Genomic DNA, 15,753 nt, shown 5'->3' with positions numbered 1-15,753 from the left:
GGGCTTTGAGAATTGAAATCAACTTGAAAAAGTATTTTTTTCGTAAACTCTTATCCAGTCATTAGGAGTCATTTTGGAAACAAGTTCACCTATGAGTTTCCAAGGGATGTCTTCCGATTTTTTGAACCGAATGCAACTTTTCCCCATATCCAATTTGGTTTTACAATGTTTCGGGTATTCCGCTTGGAACCATTTTAATAGAGTTGGATCGGCATAGATTCCCATATGGTACAAAGCAAGTCCACTTTTCTGCACAGCGATGTGGAGAAACGGTAGGGCAAGTTCTGGGTTTACATGGTAACCAGCAGGATAGAGTTTTTTAGGTACTACATAACCAATCATCTTGTATTGGAAGGTCTCTTCAAATCCTTTTGGTAGATTTTTTTTCACGACACTTCGCAATTTGAGAAAGGATTCTTTTTTGCCTTCCGGTAAAGACTCAATGTATTCTTCGATTGACTGAAACATATTGAAACTATGGATTAAGAATGAAAATCATGAAATTATTTTTTGAAAATTTGGTTTATTTAATTTCCAAAATACATTCGGAGATTAAGCCTTCTCTTCGCTAATATTCGAAAAGAAGACAAATCGAATTACTTTTTAGCAGATACCCATAAAGGGCCGACTGCAACTAACAGTACTAAAACATTGAATATTGCATTCGAGATATTACCTGATGCAATTGATCCTGCACTGTCTAAAAAAAACCATGACATCAAACCAATTAGAACAGAAATTCTCACTTCATTCGGAGCTTTATCAAAAACGAAATGAGTCAACATCCATACATTCACTCCCCAGCCTAATAAAAATCCACCGGTTAAGGCAGATAAAAACCTTGTATCGGGCGATGAATAAGTTGTCTTTCCATCAATTGGCCAACTCAACAAATCCAATGTTAGTCTAGCAAGCTCAGAGGTTTCCGGCATAGTCCCCAAAAAGAATACAGGAGCAAACAAGGCGATGACGACAGCTGTTACCTTAAGATAAAATTTTTGAAATTCAAGAGTCATAAAAATCCTTTCAATTTAAATTTATAAATTAAATAGGAAAAATTTTAGAAAAATCTCAATCGAATATTTATGATAATTGAGATAATCACTGTACGGTCTCGTACAGTGATTATTTTCCAGCGATATTCAATATTACAGATTTTAAATTAGAAAAATATTCTCTAAGCCAAATCTCTGTTAAAATCTCAACATGAATTTGAAGATAAAAATTTTCCAAGGCTAACGAGAATAATCCATTCCATTGAGACTCAGACATTACTAATCCTAAGTCTTTTTTCCAAATACTTAAAAAAGGTATTATTACAACTTCATCTGTCTTGTTTATAATTTCATTAAATCTAGAATTGTGACGATTGATTCTTAATTGTTTATTAAACAAAAGATCTATTTTATGTTCTGTTAAAATTTCAACTAAACCAGGATCTATTGATTCACAAAACGATTCTTTTTGAGAGACAATACAACATTGCTGAAAATGGAAGTCTAATAATTGTTTTGTATAGTTTTCCAAATCGACAAACAAATAATAAAATGATGACTTAGGTTTTTCTACGATTCTTGCTAGTTTCTCGATTTTTAATTTTTCAAATCCATGAATAGAAACGAATTCATAGCCCTTTTTGATCCAATGTAATCTTGTGTCTGACATTTTTTCAATTTTCCCCACGCGCCAGCGATAGAAGCGGAAATCCTTTCCCTTGAGGGAAAGATTGGAGCGGATAGCGCGGTCGGTGATCGTAAAATTTTGATTCGCATAACCATTGCGAGGCGCCCGAAATTTTTAACAACCCATTCAATTGATCCAAACCCATTTTCCGGACATAAAAAAACCCACCAAATGGTGGGCTTTTATTAGAGAAAGGTCTCTAGGTAAGAAAATCGAATTTCTTATTTAGAAACAACTTGGAAAGTCACACGACGGTTGATCGCGTCTTTTTCATCAAAACCAGAAATTGGTTTAGAAGAACCAGCGGCTTTCGTGACAATTCTTTCTGCAGGGATCCCTTGTTTCACAAGAGCATCTTTTACAGCATCAGAACGAATTTGTGAGTAATATCCGTTTCCTTTTTTAGCACCTTCTGCTTCTTCTGGTCCAGATGCATCTGCGTGACCAGTGATTTCGATTGCGTAACTGTCAGGGAGTTTTGCAAGAGCGTCTTTGATGTAAGCAACATTGTCTTTTGCCCAAGTTTTGAAATCTTCTGCTTGGATGTCTGCTTGTTTGTAGCTAAATCCTCTGCGACGAACGCCATCTGGGTAACGGTAGTCTTTGAGTGCTACGTTGATTTCGTCCAAAAGAGCTCCATTGAGATCTCTGGAAGAAACTGCAGTTGTGTTGTCCGTAGTTGTGGACGTTTCTTTTGGAGTTTCTTTTTCTTCAGAAGACGAACAGTTCGTGAATGAAATAGAAAGACCTACGAGGAGGATGAGGCTTAAAAAAAATCCTTTTTTCATCAGTTGACCTACCTTAATGTTTCCATAGTTTAGTTCTTTTCATTAGATAACAACCGAAAATGCAAATATTTGTAACTGTTTCCGAAGATTATGACCAAAGTCGCTTAGACGTTTTCCTAAAAGACAACGCAGGAGACGATCTTAGCCGTTCTACCGTTCAAAAATGGATCGATTCTGGCTTTGTAACCAACAAAACAAAGGACCAAGTTGTCCATAAAAACGGCTATAAGGTGACTTTAGGAGAAGAGTATGTGGTGGATGTCATCGCAAGGCCACCTTCTCGATTGGAACCCATCCCGATGGACATTCCTGTTTTGTACGACGAAGAAGAGTTTATGGTGATCCATAAAAAAGCGGGGATCGCTTGCCACAGTGGACCTGGGGATGATTCCCCTTCTCTTGTGAATGGACTCCTCCACCAATTTAAGAACTTATCTGGCACTGGTGGTGAACGCCGTCCAGGGATTGTCCATCGTTTGGACAAACCAACAGAAGGGGTTCTCATCATTGCCAAAACAGACAGAGCCCATGCGGCTTTGTCCAAACTCTTCCAAGATCGACTTGTGGATAAAACGTACTATGCTTGGGTGTTACAAGCACCAGTGGAAGCCGAAGGCACCATCAGTCTGCCGATTGGTCGTCACCCCGTAGAACGTGTGAAGATGTGTGTCAGGGAAGATGGACGTATGGCCATCACCCATTACAGAACAGAAAAAATTGTCCAAACCCAAACAGGTAGAAAGTTTAGTTTGATGAAACTCGGTCTTGAGACGGGGCGAACCCACCAAATCCGTGTTCATATGGCAAAAATAGGATGCCCTGTGGTTGGGGACAGTTTGTACTCTAGGTCAGCAAAAGATTACACACAGTACGGACTCCTTCTGTTTGCCAAAAAATTAGATTTCCCTCATCCCTTTGTACCAGACAAACGTATTGTTGTGGAGCTTGAGTTTCCCGAACGATTTAAGATCTTTGAACGAAAATGCCCTAGTTACTAGGGTATCGGTGAGTGCAAAATTGTTTGAAATTGTGATTCGATTCCGATTGTTAAAACAATTCCTTTTCCTTTTGATCCTCTTTACCAGCTTTCATCTGTTCTATGATGTTGTGTATGAAAACCATTTGGGAGAAGGAACAGATAGTGATGTATTCTATCCTTATTTGTTTGCACGGGATGTTTGGACTGGGGGGTTAACGGGCATTCGTGGTTGGAACCTTCCTCCTTGTACCTATCTTTTTCCAGAGATTCTCATCGCAATTTTGTTATATCCCGTGGTTCCCTCTGTGTATGGGTTCCATTTGGTTTTTGGATTTATTTCCTTTGTTTTGCCCTTTACTTTTGCCAAACAATTGGGAATGCCAAAACGATACTCCTATTTAGTGGCACTTGGGTTTTTGGTTTTGGCAGGTTTTGATCCCAATTTACTCGGGCAATTTTATTTGCCGGGTTTCCATGCCATGATCTTTTTCTTTGCAACCTGGACTTTGGTTTTATTAGAACAATGGAAACAAACAAATGGTAAGGTTTGGTTTCCATTTTTATTCCTCATGACCATGGTTTGGGTATCCGAGTATTGGTTTTTTGTCAATATCGCTCCCTTTTTGATTTGTTATGCTGTCGTTCATTTACGATGGAAAAGCCTTGGTCCAATCAGCATTGGTCTCTTGGGAATGTTACTTGCAAAATCGATAGGAAAGGGACTTCGTTTTTTCGGAATTGGTATGATCGGAACAGATAATTTACAATTACTCTCCAAACTCAATTCCACCTTCCATACCTTTGTCTTAAATCCAAGTGATGTTTGGCAAGGTCTCGTACATTCCATTACAAAACATCCCCTTCTATCGGAATGGTTCCAATGGTATTTACTCATCGGAATAATTTACCTCTTCATTGCATTGGTAAAGGATCATAAGAAGGATTTTTTTCTTACATTGATTTTGTTTTTATCCCCTTTCATCACTGTAATTTTTTTGTTCCTCATCGAAACAGAACTTAACATACGTTATCTGTATTTTTTACCATTTGGGATTATATTTTTTAGCTCTCGGATTTTGGAACGGATCCCTCTTTTTCGTTTTGGAATTCCGATCGTTTTGGTGATTGGTTGTTTTCTATTTTACATAAGCAAACATTCAGAACTCGTCGCCAAAGTGAGAGAAGGTGAGGAAAAACGAAAAAACCGAATGGAGTGTTTGTCAGAGTTTGATCCAAAAATTCCAGGTGCCGCCACCTACTGGCCCATCAAATACAGTTATGTGTTTTCGAACAAACGGTGGACTCTCGTTCCTTTCACAAAAGACGGTGTCTACTACCCTTGGATTGCCAATACCTCTTGGGATGGAGATTTCAAAAACCAATCCTTTGATTCATTTCCATGGGGTGTGACGGAAAACAAAGAAAATTTGAAAGACTGGAAGGATGTGACCATCACAAAAGAATGTGAAGGTTGGTATTTTTTTCGAAGAAATGAACTCTAAGCAAATTCTCAACCCAAGAATTCGATTGATTCTAGTTTTCCTTAGATCAGTTTGGGTCGTGTTATGATAGTTTATCTTTCTGATCCATCCCTTTGGCTTGCCCTACTCACCTTAACTTCCTTGGAAATCGTATTGGGTATTGATAACATCATTTTTATTTCGATCCTTTCCTCCAGGTTACCCAAATCCAAACAAAAAAAAGCAAGGCAAATTGGATTGATACTTGCGATGGGAACACGGATTTTACTTTTATTTTCCCTATCATTTATCATGAAACTCACCACTCCACTATTTACGATCATTGAACAAACAATCAGTGGAAGAGACATCATACTCATCTTAGGTGGACTGTTTCTCATTGCAAAATCCACAACAGAAATCCATCACAAATTAGAAGGTGACTCAAATATTGGTGATGATTCCAAAAAACAAATTTCTTTCACTCAAGTGATCCTTCAGATTTTGATTTTGGATGTTGTCTTTTCATTGGATTCAGTGATCACCGCTGTTGGAATGACAGACCAACTAACGATAATGATTGCAGCTGTGGTATTATCAGTTGGATTTATGTTATTATCAAGTGGGAGTATCTCTGACTTTGTAGATAGACACCCCACCATCAAAATACTTGCCCTTAGTTTTTTGATTTTAATTGGTGTAGCATTGTTAGGTGAGGGGCTAAGATTCCATATACCGAAAGGATATATCTATTTTGCGATGAGTTTTTCTGTGATCGTAGAATTTTTAAATATGAAATTACGTTCCAAGTCGGAAAAACCAATCACATTAAGGGGAAAATGAATATGAAACGGAAAGAATTTATCAGACGAACTGCACTTACAATGAGCATCGCACAACTTCCATTATTCGGAGAATCAAACGATGGAAAAGAGAAAGAAAATATAACAAATGAAATCACATCTCCTTGGTTAGAAGCAGAAGATTTGGAAGATTACAAAACATTGGTTTCTGCGTATCTTTCAAAACCCACCGAACTAAAATTACAAGGGAATTGGTCAGTTGGTAAGATGTTTGCCCACTGCGCACAAAGTATTGAATTTTCAATGAAGGGATACCCTGAAATGAAATCATCTCTCTTCCGAGGGTCAGTTGGAAAAATTGCATTTTCCGTTTTTGCTTTCAAAAACAAAATGAACCATGGATTGGAAGAACCAATTCCAGGTGCTGAAGACATTGACAATTTAACAGAAATCAAAGTGGGCGCCAAAAGATTGTTACAAGCGATTGACCTTTTTACCAAAACACCAGAGTCTTCTTTACGACCTCATTTTGCATATGGAGATCTTACGAAGGAAGAATATGACGTGGCTCATACTCTACATATCAAAAATCACATGGAACGTTTGTTAAACTAAAATCATTTCGATCTGTTGGCACAAATCATCTGCTTTGTACATTTTAGATAAATAAGCAGATACGATTGTTTCTAAGCCCTCTTCTTCAAGAAAGGAATTTCCGCCAGAAAGAGGTGCATCAGAACTAATCAGGATGATGGGAATTTTTTGGTTTTGATTTCGTTTTCCTTCCCATTCATGAATCAAAGAAATACCATTCATTCCTGGCATGTGTAAGTCGGTTATGATAAGTGATGGTGTGATCCTTGCCAAATGAGAAAGAGCTTCTTCCCCATTTCCCGCTTCGATTACAATCCACTGGTTCCTTCGCATTACTTCTGCTAAATCGGATCTAAAATTACCAGAATCATCAACAAGTAGTACAGATTTGGTGCTTTTGGATAAGGAAATCTCAAATGAGGAACCAACGCCAAGAACTGATTTAATCCTCAGTTTTCCAAAATGTGCTTCTAAGATGTTCATACATAATCGTAAACCGAGCCCAGTTCCACGTTCGCCAGCAGTTCCTGGGGTACTTTTGATATTTTCTTCCCCAGTTAATTTATGGATCTGTTCCTCACTCATACCAAGACCACGATCACGAATTTCAACAGAAAGCCATTTCCCTTTGAAAGAAACACCCAACCAAACTTCAGAATTGAGGTATGAATATTTGATGGAATTTGTTAGGATATTTTTAAACACTTCTCCAATCAAAGTTCGATCGGCGATGATTTCTGCTTGGATTGGTGTGTCTTTTTGGATTCGAATTCCTTTCAATGTTGCCAACGGTTCCACTGATTCAATGATTTCGTTTAACAATTCATTCACTGAAAATCGAGTTTGCATGAGTTTGGTCCCAAATGCATCAAAACGACTTACATCCAAAAGTTGTTCTAACATTTTCAAAGATTGGGTCACACCTGTTTTACAAATCTCTAAAAATTTCTTCTTCTCTTCTTCTGATGTTTCACTAAAACTAAAATCAATTACATCCAAAATTTGGTTCACACTATTGAGCGGCGAACGTAAGTCATGCGAAATTAAAGAAACAAAATTAGCTTTCCATCGGTTTGCCTTTTCCAATTCAGCAGTACGAGCTTTTACTTTTTTCTCAAGTGCTTCTTTTCTTTTATAAAGTTCTTTCGAGATAGACTCAGATCGTTTATAAACTCGAACCAATCCAAATGTCACACCCAGTGTTTGAGGAATGATAAAAAAATACAAAGAAAATAATCCCATGGGCCTAAACCCAAAATTTGGATGGGAGATTAAAATGATATCAATGACACCACCGAGTACTGCAAGAAACAAACTAAAAAAATACAATTTGCTTTCTTTTCTCTGGAAATACAATGCGAGAGAAACCGAAAACAAACCAATCAGAACAAAAATCGCAGAAAGATATTCAAAATAATAACTGATTAAAGCTAAATGTTTTACAGGTGTTAAAATTGATACCAATAGAAATGTAAGTGAGTATACTTTTAGCAATACTAACATTTTTTTAAAGATACGCATTTGCGCTAAATTTAATAATACACTCCCACCATAAAACAAAACGATCACAAAACCAATTCTTGAAAATCGAAACAACGGGATACAGTAATCATCCGAAAAAAAGTTAAAGAGAATTCTTGTTTCTGTTAGTGTAGCACTTAGAATCAAAATTCCCAAATACACAAAGGACATTCGTAATGCATTTTTTTCTGATCGATTGATCAAATAAACTAACGCATGATAAATGGAAAGGATTCCCATAAAAATCAAAATGATACAAGACGCAGAATGGTAATTGTTCCAAACCTGAATTATATTATGTAATTTTCCAAATCGAATGATCCCATGAATCCCTGCGAATTTATGCGAGTAGTTGGATATATGGATCACCAAATCTACTTTTTCTTTACCATTTAAGATTGGTACTATTTTGGTATGAAAGGATGGTACATGGGTTTCACTGTTTTTACCAATGGTTCCATTTTCAGCGACCAATGTCCCGTTTGCATATATTTTGTAAGCACTATGTAGTACGGGTACGAGGAGAGCATAAGGCTCTTGGGTGGATTCACCTTCTGGCAAAAGAATGGTCAATCGATAGGTTGCATAACCAAAACTTGGATACTCTTCCCCATCTTCATTCTGTTGGGAAAACCAGGGTACACCTACTTGCATATAAGATCGATTGTTGGGTGAAGGAGCGTTTGGATCTAAAAATTCATTCCAGTAAAATTCCCACTTCCCAATGAGGTTCACTGTGTCCTCTGTAAACTTAAGATTTCGGCCATCCAAAACACCATCTTTTGCGAGTAAGGTTGGGGAGAGTTCTAAGTGGCAGGAAGAGGTGAAGAGGAGAACCAATCCAAAAATTAAGGGATAACGACAAAATTTTACTGAGGCAGAAAAAGATTTTTGGATAGATGAGAAGGAGACTCTGAAAATCATAAGGTTGTGGAATCCGTTAAAATCGCCATCTTAGAAGACCATTCCGTTGTCACTGAAGGAATCATATCTATTCTGAAATCCAATCCTTTCTTTTCTCTTGCCGGAGAATTTCGAACTGCCGCCGATTTGTTTCAATTTCTAGAAACAAATCCAATCGATGTTTTGGTTCTCGACATCGATTTACCAGATCGAAATGGAATCGATGTGTTAAGAGAGATCAAAGAAAAACACCAACCCACAAAGGTCATTATTTTTTCCCTTCATGGTAGCCGAGTGTATGTCGAAGACGCACTTAAGTCGAAAGCCGATGGTTACATGCTCAAATCAGACCCCATTTCCAAACTTCCAGAAGTCATCCAACTTGTGATGAAGGGTGGGTCGTTTGTGTCGGATGGTGTGAGTAAAGTGCAACTTCCGTTTTCTGCATTCCAAATGGAAATTTTGAACTTACTTGTCCAAGGTCTTTCCCAAAATGAAGTGGCTGACCGCATCCAAAAGTCTCGTAAGACTGTAGAGTATCATTTGAATCAGATGAGGACAAAGTTTTCTTGTAAAAATAATAACGAACTCATTTCGAAATACGAAAAAGAAATACAAAAATAGCGATTTCGTGATTTTCCATTCATATGTTTCGACTAAAGTATACCTATGAAACATATCTATCTTTTACGGCATGCGAAGTCCGAATGGGATTTGCCGTATGAAACCGATTTGGACAGGTCCCTCTCTCGAAGAGGAAAAGAACAGTCCAAAGCGTTACGTGAATATTTAAAAGAAAGTCGCTTTGAATTTGACCAATGTTTGGTCTCACCTGCCGAACGAACTCTCAAAACCTATTCCTCCCTTCGGAAGGAAATTTTACGATTTCCGAAACCCGAGATTCGAGAATCCATTTACGATGCGGACAAAGAAGATTTATTATTTGTTTTGCATGGTCTTTCAACTAGCACTCGTTCCGTTTGTCTCGTAGGTCACAATCCAGGTTTGGAAGCTTTTGGATCTGCTCTCGTATTGGGTGACATTGACAAATCCCTTTTCCAAAAATTCCCAACGGCATCCTTTCTCGGACTGAGTTTTTCTGACGATTCTTGGAAAAATCTTAGTTGGGGAAGTTGCCAATTAGTAGTATTCTGGATTCCTGGGCAAATAGGAAAAGAATGAAACCACTCTATTCAGAAGAACGAATCCATCACCGTGTAGAAGAATTAGCGCGGGAAATCTCTCGAGATTTTTTAAGTAAGGAACTTGTAGTCATTGGGATTCTCAATGGTGGCTTTATCTTTACCGCTGATCTTTGCCGGAGTATCGCTATCCCACACGAAGTGGACTTTATGGCAGCATCCTCTTATGGAGATGGGATAACTTCTGGTGACTTCAAAATCACAAAAGAATTAAAAAAATCTGTGCATAACAAATCGGTTTTGCTTGTCGAAGACATAGTGGATACGGGAAAAACTTTGGAATATCTAGTGACTGAAGTCCAAAAACAAAATCCTAAGGAACTAAAGGTTGCGGCTCTTTTTTGGAAAAAGCAAAAGGCAAACCCACACATCATTGTTGATTATCCCGGATTTATCATCGAAGATGATTTTCTTGTTGGATATGGACTCGATTACAAAGGTAAGTTTCGCAATTTACCGTATGTTGCTAAGTTAGAGGGCACGGATTGAAAAATTCTATCATCAAACAAAAATTTGACACTCTCAAATCATTCCCAGTACTAAAACCAGAAATTTTAAAGCTCGCAGAAGATTATGTTCAACATGCGGATGATTGGAAATTACTTCGAGTAAACCCGCTAAAATTTGCAAACGAACACAAATTAAGCGAAAATGATTCGGTCGATTTTTTTGTGCACGCAGCCAAAGTTGGGCTTTTTGACTTTGCTTACAATCTGATTTGCCCGATGTGCGGAGGAATCGTTCACAGCCATCACAAATTGGATGAAATCGAAGGAAAGGAATTCCATTGTGTTTCTTGTAATATTGTAGTTCCTACCCTCCTCGACGACCAAGTCGAAGTTGCTTTCCAAATCCATCCATCTCTCCAAAAAAATGAAATTGATCCTTTTGTAGATTTAGAGAACTACTTTCGTTATTTTTTTTCTGAAAACTTTGATAAGTCTGCAGAGCTAAGAAACTGGATCCAATCAACTATCAAAGATTATGCGAAACTGAAACCTGACGATTCTTACACCTTTTCCTTTGAAGCAAGTTACGGAGGACTACAAGGCCATCTCATCCAATTTGTAAGCATAGATCGAAATGCGATGTGTCTGTTTGCAGTGGATCCAAACCTTCCACCTGCGAACCAATCGTATTTAGTAGATCTGATGGAAAGTGGAATGAAACCAAATTCGATCTCCATTCCTAGAGGCAAACACCAATTTACAATCAACAACCGTACCCGATTCCAAATTGGTCTGAATGTCCTCATACCCAATCCCAAAGAAATTGACCGAATTGCGAAGGAATATCCAACTATTCGCCATTCCTTTCTCACAGCCAAAATGTTACTCAATAACCAATCGTTTCGCGATTTGTTCCGGATCCAAAAACTTTCCCCTGACTTAAACCTAAATGTAAAATCACTCACCATCATGTTCACCGACTTAAAAGGTTCTACCGAAATGTATGACACAGCCGGTGACATCTTTGCTTATAAACTTGTCCAAGAACATTTTCGGATCCTAACAGAGATTGTGCGAAAGTTCAAAGGAGCCATTGTCAAAACCATGGGGGATGCCATTATGGCAACATTCTCGACTCCTACAGAAGGACTCCTCGCTGCACTGGAAATGATGGAACGGATCGATACCATGAACCTAGAGTGGAAAAAAGAAGGTTACGAAATTGGGTTAAAAGTAGGACTGAACGAGGGATCTGCATTAGCAGTTGTCAATGATGAACGTCTCGATTATTTTGGACAATCCGTCAATATAGCAGCACGTGTCCAAGGACTTGCGAAATCAGGAGAAGTCTGGTTAAGCGAATCGGTTTGGAATGCTACAGGACCAGAAGAGTTAGTCAAACAACATGGTTATAACTATCGCAAACAAAAAGCAACATTAAAGGGTGTAGGCACACCTGTTCCTGTTTTCCAATTAAGTCGAAGTCAATTAAAAGCAAATTCCAAATGGAAACAACTTTTTAACAAAAGATAAGGAACCAATACTTATAGTAAATTCGATAATCACCAATTGGAATTCCGGTCCTTATGAAACAGGAATGGAGTATTCCTATCCTAAACAAATTGTGTAAGTTATGCGAATTAAAATACTTTCTTCATTCGCTGGACCACAATACGGTTACTCTGATGCCTGTGTCTCACCTTTGTGAGGTGAGACACAGGTCATTAGGATCCTTCATTCAAGGATTACCAGATAAAGAGAGAAGGTCTCCGACCATTCGCACCATTTTGAGTCACAACAAACAATTTACCATTTGCAGAATTGATTAAAGTTTCTGGAAACGTACCAGAATAACTACCTTGTCCTACAGATATATCTTTATGATTACAATTTGATCCATCAAAATCACATCTAGTTAATCTTGGTTTGTGTTGAATATTTTGATCTTGGTAAACAATCAATATTTTCTGATTAATCAAATCAAGAGATGAACTCATATATCTGTGACTTGTTAAGATAGATGAATTATAAGAAACATCAACATAACTACAATTTGCACCATTTAAATCGCATTGCACGATGCCAGGTTTCCCACCATCAGAGGTTCCTACTCCAATATTGCCTTTATGGACTGCTACCATCATTTTTTGACGATTCAAATCAATGTTGAGACTTGGAAAAATCAGAGAAGATTGTCCAACTGAGATGTCGGTATGTGTACAATTTGTTCCATCTAAATTACATCGAAATAAACTTAATTTCGTATTGTTATAAGTAACAACTAACATTTTCTGATTCTTTGTATCCACTTTGAAACTTGGATAAAATGCGGAATTCGCTCCTTGTCCTGCTGAAATATCGGTATGATTACAATTGTTACCATCTAAATCACATCGAAATAAACTGAGTTTTCCATTATTTGCATCATTGATCGTGACAACCAATATCTTCTGATTTAAATCGTCGATGATCAGTTTCGGACCATATTTGTGGGAAGCAGAATCACCAGCGGAATTTGCACCTTGCCCCGCTGAAATATCGGTATGAGTACAATTGCTACCATTTAAATCACATCGGTATAAACTTGGTTTGTTTTCGTTTGCACCATTCCTTGCGACCACTAGTAATTTTTGATTTTTGAAATCGATTTTAGCATTCGGATTGCGACCCGAATTGGTTCCTTCTCCAGCAGACAAATCAGAATGTGTGCAGTTCGTACCGTCTAACTCACATCGAAATAAACTTGGTTTTCCGTTATTCGCATCATTTACCGTGACAACTAAAAGCTTATTGTTAATGATATCCAAGTTGGCAGATGGAATTGCACCAGAAATCGATCCACTTCCTGCAGAATTACCACTTTGTCCTGCTGAGATATCCACGTGGATTCCAGTATCACTTGTACCGGGAGGTGTAGCAGTTGTTAATGCACTTGCTTCCAACAAAGAAAGAGCACTTGTTCCTAATTGATTGTTTACAGCCACTCGAAAGTAATACAAAGTTCCACCAGAAAGACCCGTAATTGATGCGTTAGGATCTGAGACTGGACCAAAACTTGTCGAAGCGCTTGTCACACCAGGACTTGTGCTATAGTACACAGTGTAAGTTTCAGCACCAGTTACAGGCCACCACTGCACTAAAGCACTGGTTCCGCTTGCTTGTGCTTCTACGAAAGCTGGCGGATTCGGTGGACCTACTTGGAAAATTTGACTTCCTGTTGTACTTAAGTTTCCTGCCAAGTCTCGAGCTAAGTATTTGATTTGGTTACTTCCATTGGCAAGGGCCACTGGCGAGGAATACACAATTCCATTCGTTACGGCTCCATTGGAATCAAAACTTGGTTCCGATCCGTTTGTTGTATAAATGATTTTGTCACATCCACTTCCACTCGTGTCAGAACAACTAAGCACCAGTTGGACTCCAGAAACAAATGGCCCCGCACCTGCGGGCGACGTCATCGTTACCAAAGGAGCCGTTGTGTCTTTACTAATGGTAATGGAAGTAGACCCAAAATTACCAACAAGGTTTGCAACACAAATTCGAATTGTATTATTCCCTTCAGAGAAATGAGAGTTTGAAATCGTAGATGTTTTCGCGGAAGATGCTGTCACATTGCCTACGACATTGGCATTATTACCTGTTTGGGTTAATGCCGTACCATTAGAACAATTGGAACCTCCCACACGAATTTGGTAAGTACCAGATTGATTACTTTGCCAATTAATGGATACATTCGATGTTCCATTGATGGCAACTGTATTAGAATTTACTGTGATAGTAGCTACTTGTGTATCGACTGTATAATTTTGAGAACTCACGGCAGAAACATTGCCCGCTTTATCACGAGCCACAAACTTTGTATAGGTGACAGATGCATCTGACATCAAAATTGCGGATGTATATAAAACACCACTTATCACCGCTCCCGTTGTTCCTTGCAAGGAAGGATTGGAAGGGGCAGAACCAACTTGCACTGCATAGGCGATTTGTTCACAACCGGAGCCACCTGTGTCAGTACAGGATAAAGAAACAGAGGTCGATGTTGAATAACTTCCACTTCCGGGACTTGCAGAAACAACCGGTGCCGTATCATCTCGGCGAAGTGCCAAGGAAACAAATCCAGTGAGTCCATTCGTACCAGTCACACAAATGCGAAAAGATTTATATCCTTCACCCGTAAAGTGAGTATGACTCAGTGCTAATGATTGGCCTAGGTTTGCAGTAACATTGCCATTGGAGATGATCACACCAGATTCACAAGAACTGCCTTCACGAATTGTGAAAGATCCTGAACGGTCAGATATCCAAGTGATCGTAGAAGAATTGATGGCTCCCACATTTGCACTTACGGAATCTGATGTTTGACTTACAATCGAAAGAGCGGGGACTTTTATATCAATCGTATAATTTAAAGTAATTGGAGCAGAAATATTTCCCGCTAAGTCACGACAAATTGCTTGTAACGTATGCGTTCCTTCTGTGGACAAGGATATGTCCTTTGAAGATTTTGTAATGATGGTTCCATTTTTTGGTATAAAACTCGGATTGGAAACATCCAAAGTATACACAATCGCACCTGGAGCTCGATTGTCTGTACAGGAAAGTGTCGTCGTTTGTGTAGATGAAAATGTTCCCGTTAACAACGAACTGGTGATAGTTGGAGGTGTGGTATCGCTTAAGATGGTTACAATTGTTGTATCGTTAGCTGCTCCATCACCATCCGTATCAAATCCCAAAGGATTTCCATTGGCATCCACAATAAGAACAACTGGATTTCCTGATCCACCAGGAGCTGTTGTGAGAAATCCAGGAGGATTTGGACTGATGTAATAGTCAGGAATTCCGTCCCCATTGGAATCCACAGCATCTGGCAAATTATCTCCATTTGTATCGATCAAAATTAAATTTGGAGTATTTCCTCCCGTGAGATTGATTCCATCAGAGATTCCATCTCCATCTGAATCCACCAAGGTTCCATCGATCTTTCCTTCTCCAGAAAGATCAATTTGTGTTCCGGGGCTTAAATCTTGAGAAGAGGATGATGTGGATCCTCCGAGAAGTCCAAGTAGAAATCCAAAGACACTAAAATCTGTTTGTTTTCCACCATTAGGCAAAAACAAAAAACAGTTACTGGTAAATAGAAGTAAGAATATAAGAGAAAGGAAATGACGGTAGATTTGCATTTTTTTTAGCCTAAATTAAAGAGTGATTCAGATTTTCAGATCTTCTATCACAGATATATGCTTACAGCATAATTCAGTGACCGTATCAAAATTTTTCAAAAATACCGCTAAAAACGTTCTCAAAACGACTTTGCACCGTTTTTAACGGTTTAGACTTTTTTATGGACTCAATTTGCAATGGGAAATAA

At 38.4% G+C, this 15,753-nt stretch carries 14 protein-coding genes; 8 read left to right on the top strand and 6 right to left on the bottom strand.

All coding sequences use genetic code 11. From position 1 onward, the window contains the following. Positions 1-18: 18 nt before the first annotated feature. The 4 genes from CH354_RS06905 to loa22 all read right to left on the bottom strand — a co-directional run bounded on the left by CH354_RS06905 (position 19) and on the right by loa22 (position 2,474). Positions 19-468, bottom strand: coding sequence for a DUF1801 domain-containing protein (locus CH354_RS06905; RefSeq protein WP_100729005.1), 450 nt, complete (start codon positions 466-468; stop codon positions 19-21). A gap of 128 nt (positions 469-596) precedes the next feature. After that, positions 597-1,016: a hypothetical protein gene (locus CH354_RS06900; protein WP_100729006.1), complete on the bottom strand. Its 420-nt coding sequence runs from the start codon at positions 1,014-1,016 to the stop codon at positions 597-599. A gap of 109 nt (positions 1,017-1,125) precedes the next feature. Then, a complete protein-coding gene (locus CH354_RS06895; RefSeq protein WP_125172509.1) occupies positions 1,126-1,665 on the bottom strand; it encodes a TetR/AcrR family transcriptional regulator in 540 nt (179 codons plus the stop codon). Between the two features lie 239 nt (positions 1,666-1,904). Then, the gene (gene loa22 / locus CH354_RS06890) at positions 1,905-2,474 is read right to left on the bottom strand and encodes an OmpA family outer membrane lipoprotein Loa22 (RefSeq protein WP_207764236.1); all 570 of its coding nucleotides are present in this window, start codon (positions 2,472-2,474) and stop codon (positions 1,905-1,907) included. Between the two features lie 56 nt (positions 2,475-2,530). Between loa22 and CH354_RS06885 the strand changes: the two genes are divergently transcribed. The 4 genes from CH354_RS06885 to CH354_RS06870 all read left to right on the top strand — a co-directional run bounded on the left by CH354_RS06885 (position 2,531) and on the right by CH354_RS06870 (position 6,328). Then, entirely contained in the window at positions 2,531-3,469 is a 939-nt protein-coding gene (locus CH354_RS06885) for an RluA family pseudouridine synthase (protein ID WP_100729009.1), read from the top strand. A 7-nt stretch (positions 3,470-3,476) separates the two neighbouring features. Continuing rightward, positions 3,477-4,952 (top strand): hypothetical protein, encoded by a 1,476-nt coding sequence (locus CH354_RS06880; protein ID WP_243395987.1) that lies wholly within the window; start codon positions 3,477-3,479, stop codon positions 4,950-4,952. A gap of 63 nt (positions 4,953-5,015) precedes the next feature. Further along, positions 5,016-5,753 carry a TerC family protein gene (locus CH354_RS06875; RefSeq protein ID WP_100725983.1) on the top strand — a complete coding sequence of 246 codons (738 nt, stop codon included), beginning with the start codon at positions 5,016-5,018 and terminating at the stop codon, positions 5,751-5,753. A 2-nt stretch (positions 5,754-5,755) separates the two neighbouring features. Continuing rightward, entirely contained in the window at positions 5,756-6,328 is a 573-nt protein-coding gene (locus tag CH354_RS06870) for a DUF1569 domain-containing protein (protein WP_100725837.1), read from the top strand. On the opposite strand, the gene CH354_RS06865 is transcribed toward CH354_RS06870, so the two are convergent. Continuing rightward, positions 6,320-8,752 carry an ATP-binding response regulator gene (locus CH354_RS06865; RefSeq protein ID WP_100725836.1) on the bottom strand — a complete coding sequence of 811 codons (2,433 nt, stop codon included), beginning with the start codon at positions 8,750-8,752 and terminating at the stop codon, positions 6,320-6,322. The two genes, CH354_RS06870 and CH354_RS06865, sit on opposite strands and share 9 nt — an antisense overlap. 6 nt (positions 8,753-8,758) lie before the next feature. Here CH354_RS06865 and CH354_RS06860 point away from each other — a divergent pair, with 6 nt between their 5' ends. Genes CH354_RS06860 through CH354_RS06845 form a run of 4 tightly spaced genes read left to right on the top strand, consistent with a single transcriptional unit; the run spans position 8,759 to position 11,915 of the window. Next, complete coding sequence (locus CH354_RS06860; RefSeq protein WP_100725835.1) at positions 8,759-9,355, top strand: response regulator transcription factor; 597 nt, start codon at positions 8,759-8,761, stop codon at positions 9,353-9,355. A gap of 45 nt (positions 9,356-9,400) precedes the next feature. Continuing rightward, positions 9,401-9,913 (top strand): SixA phosphatase family protein, encoded by a 513-nt coding sequence (locus CH354_RS06855; RefSeq protein ID WP_100725834.1) that lies wholly within the window; start codon positions 9,401-9,403, stop codon positions 9,911-9,913. Further along, a complete protein-coding gene (gene hpt / locus CH354_RS06850; RefSeq protein WP_100725833.1) occupies positions 9,910-10,422 on the top strand; it encodes a hypoxanthine phosphoribosyltransferase in 513 nt (170 codons plus the stop codon). The genes CH354_RS06855 and hpt overlap by 4 nt, the downstream gene beginning before the upstream one ends. Then, positions 10,419-11,915, top strand: coding sequence for an adenylate/guanylate cyclase domain-containing protein (locus CH354_RS06845; protein ID WP_100725832.1), 1,497 nt, complete (start codon positions 10,419-10,421; stop codon positions 11,913-11,915). The genes hpt and CH354_RS06845 overlap by 4 nt, the downstream gene beginning before the upstream one ends. A 212-nt stretch (positions 11,916-12,127) precedes the next feature. Here CH354_RS06845 and CH354_RS06840 read toward each other — a convergent pair whose 3' ends face one another. Continuing rightward, the gene (locus CH354_RS06840; RefSeq protein WP_100725831.1) at positions 12,128-15,565 is read right to left on the bottom strand and encodes a chitobiase/beta-hexosaminidase C-terminal domain-containing protein; all 3,438 of its coding nucleotides are present in this window, start codon (positions 15,563-15,565) and stop codon (positions 12,128-12,130) included. Positions 15,566-15,753: the final 188 nt, after the last annotated feature.

Source organism: Leptospira levettii (genome assembly GCF_002812085.1).
Classification (GTDB): Bacteria; Spirochaetota; Leptospiria; order Leptospirales; family Leptospiraceae; genus Leptospira_A; species Leptospira_A levettii.
Note: the sequence above shows the minus strand (reverse complement) of the source record. Positions and strands in the feature narration are given on the sequence as shown.

Coding starts and splice junctions, on each gene's coding strand:
- CH354_RS06895 (WP_125172509.1), bottom strand. CDS start 1,665: ATGTCAGACACAAGATTACATTGGATCAAAAAGGGCTATGAATTCGTT.
- CH354_RS06865 (WP_100725836.1), bottom strand. CDS start 8,752: ATGATTTTCAGAGTCTCCTTCTCATCTATCCAAAAATCTTTTTCTGCC.
- CH354_RS06870 (WP_100725837.1), top strand. CDS start 5,756: ATGAAACGGAAAGAATTTATCAGACGAACTGCACTTACAATGAGCATC.
- hpt (WP_100725833.1), top strand. CDS start 9,910: ATGAAACCACTCTATTCAGAAGAACGAATCCATCACCGTGTAGAAGAA.
- CH354_RS06885 (WP_100729009.1), top strand. CDS start 2,531: ATGCAAATATTTGTAACTGTTTCCGAAGATTATGACCAAAGTCGCTTA.
- CH354_RS06875 (WP_100725983.1), top strand. CDS start 5,016: ATGATAGTTTATCTTTCTGATCCATCCCTTTGGCTTGCCCTACTCACC.
- CH354_RS06905 (WP_100729005.1), bottom strand. CDS start 468: ATGTTTCAGTCAATCGAAGAATACATTGAGTCTTTACCGGAAGGCAAA.
- CH354_RS06855 (WP_100725834.1), top strand. CDS start 9,401: ATGAAACATATCTATCTTTTACGGCATGCGAAGTCCGAATGGGATTTG.
- CH354_RS06840 (WP_100725831.1), bottom strand. CDS start 15,565: ATGCAAATCTACCGTCATTTCCTTTCTCTTATATTCTTACTTCTATTT.
- CH354_RS06900 (WP_100729006.1), bottom strand. CDS start 1,016: ATGACTCTTGAATTTCAAAAATTTTATCTTAAGGTAACAGCTGTCGTC.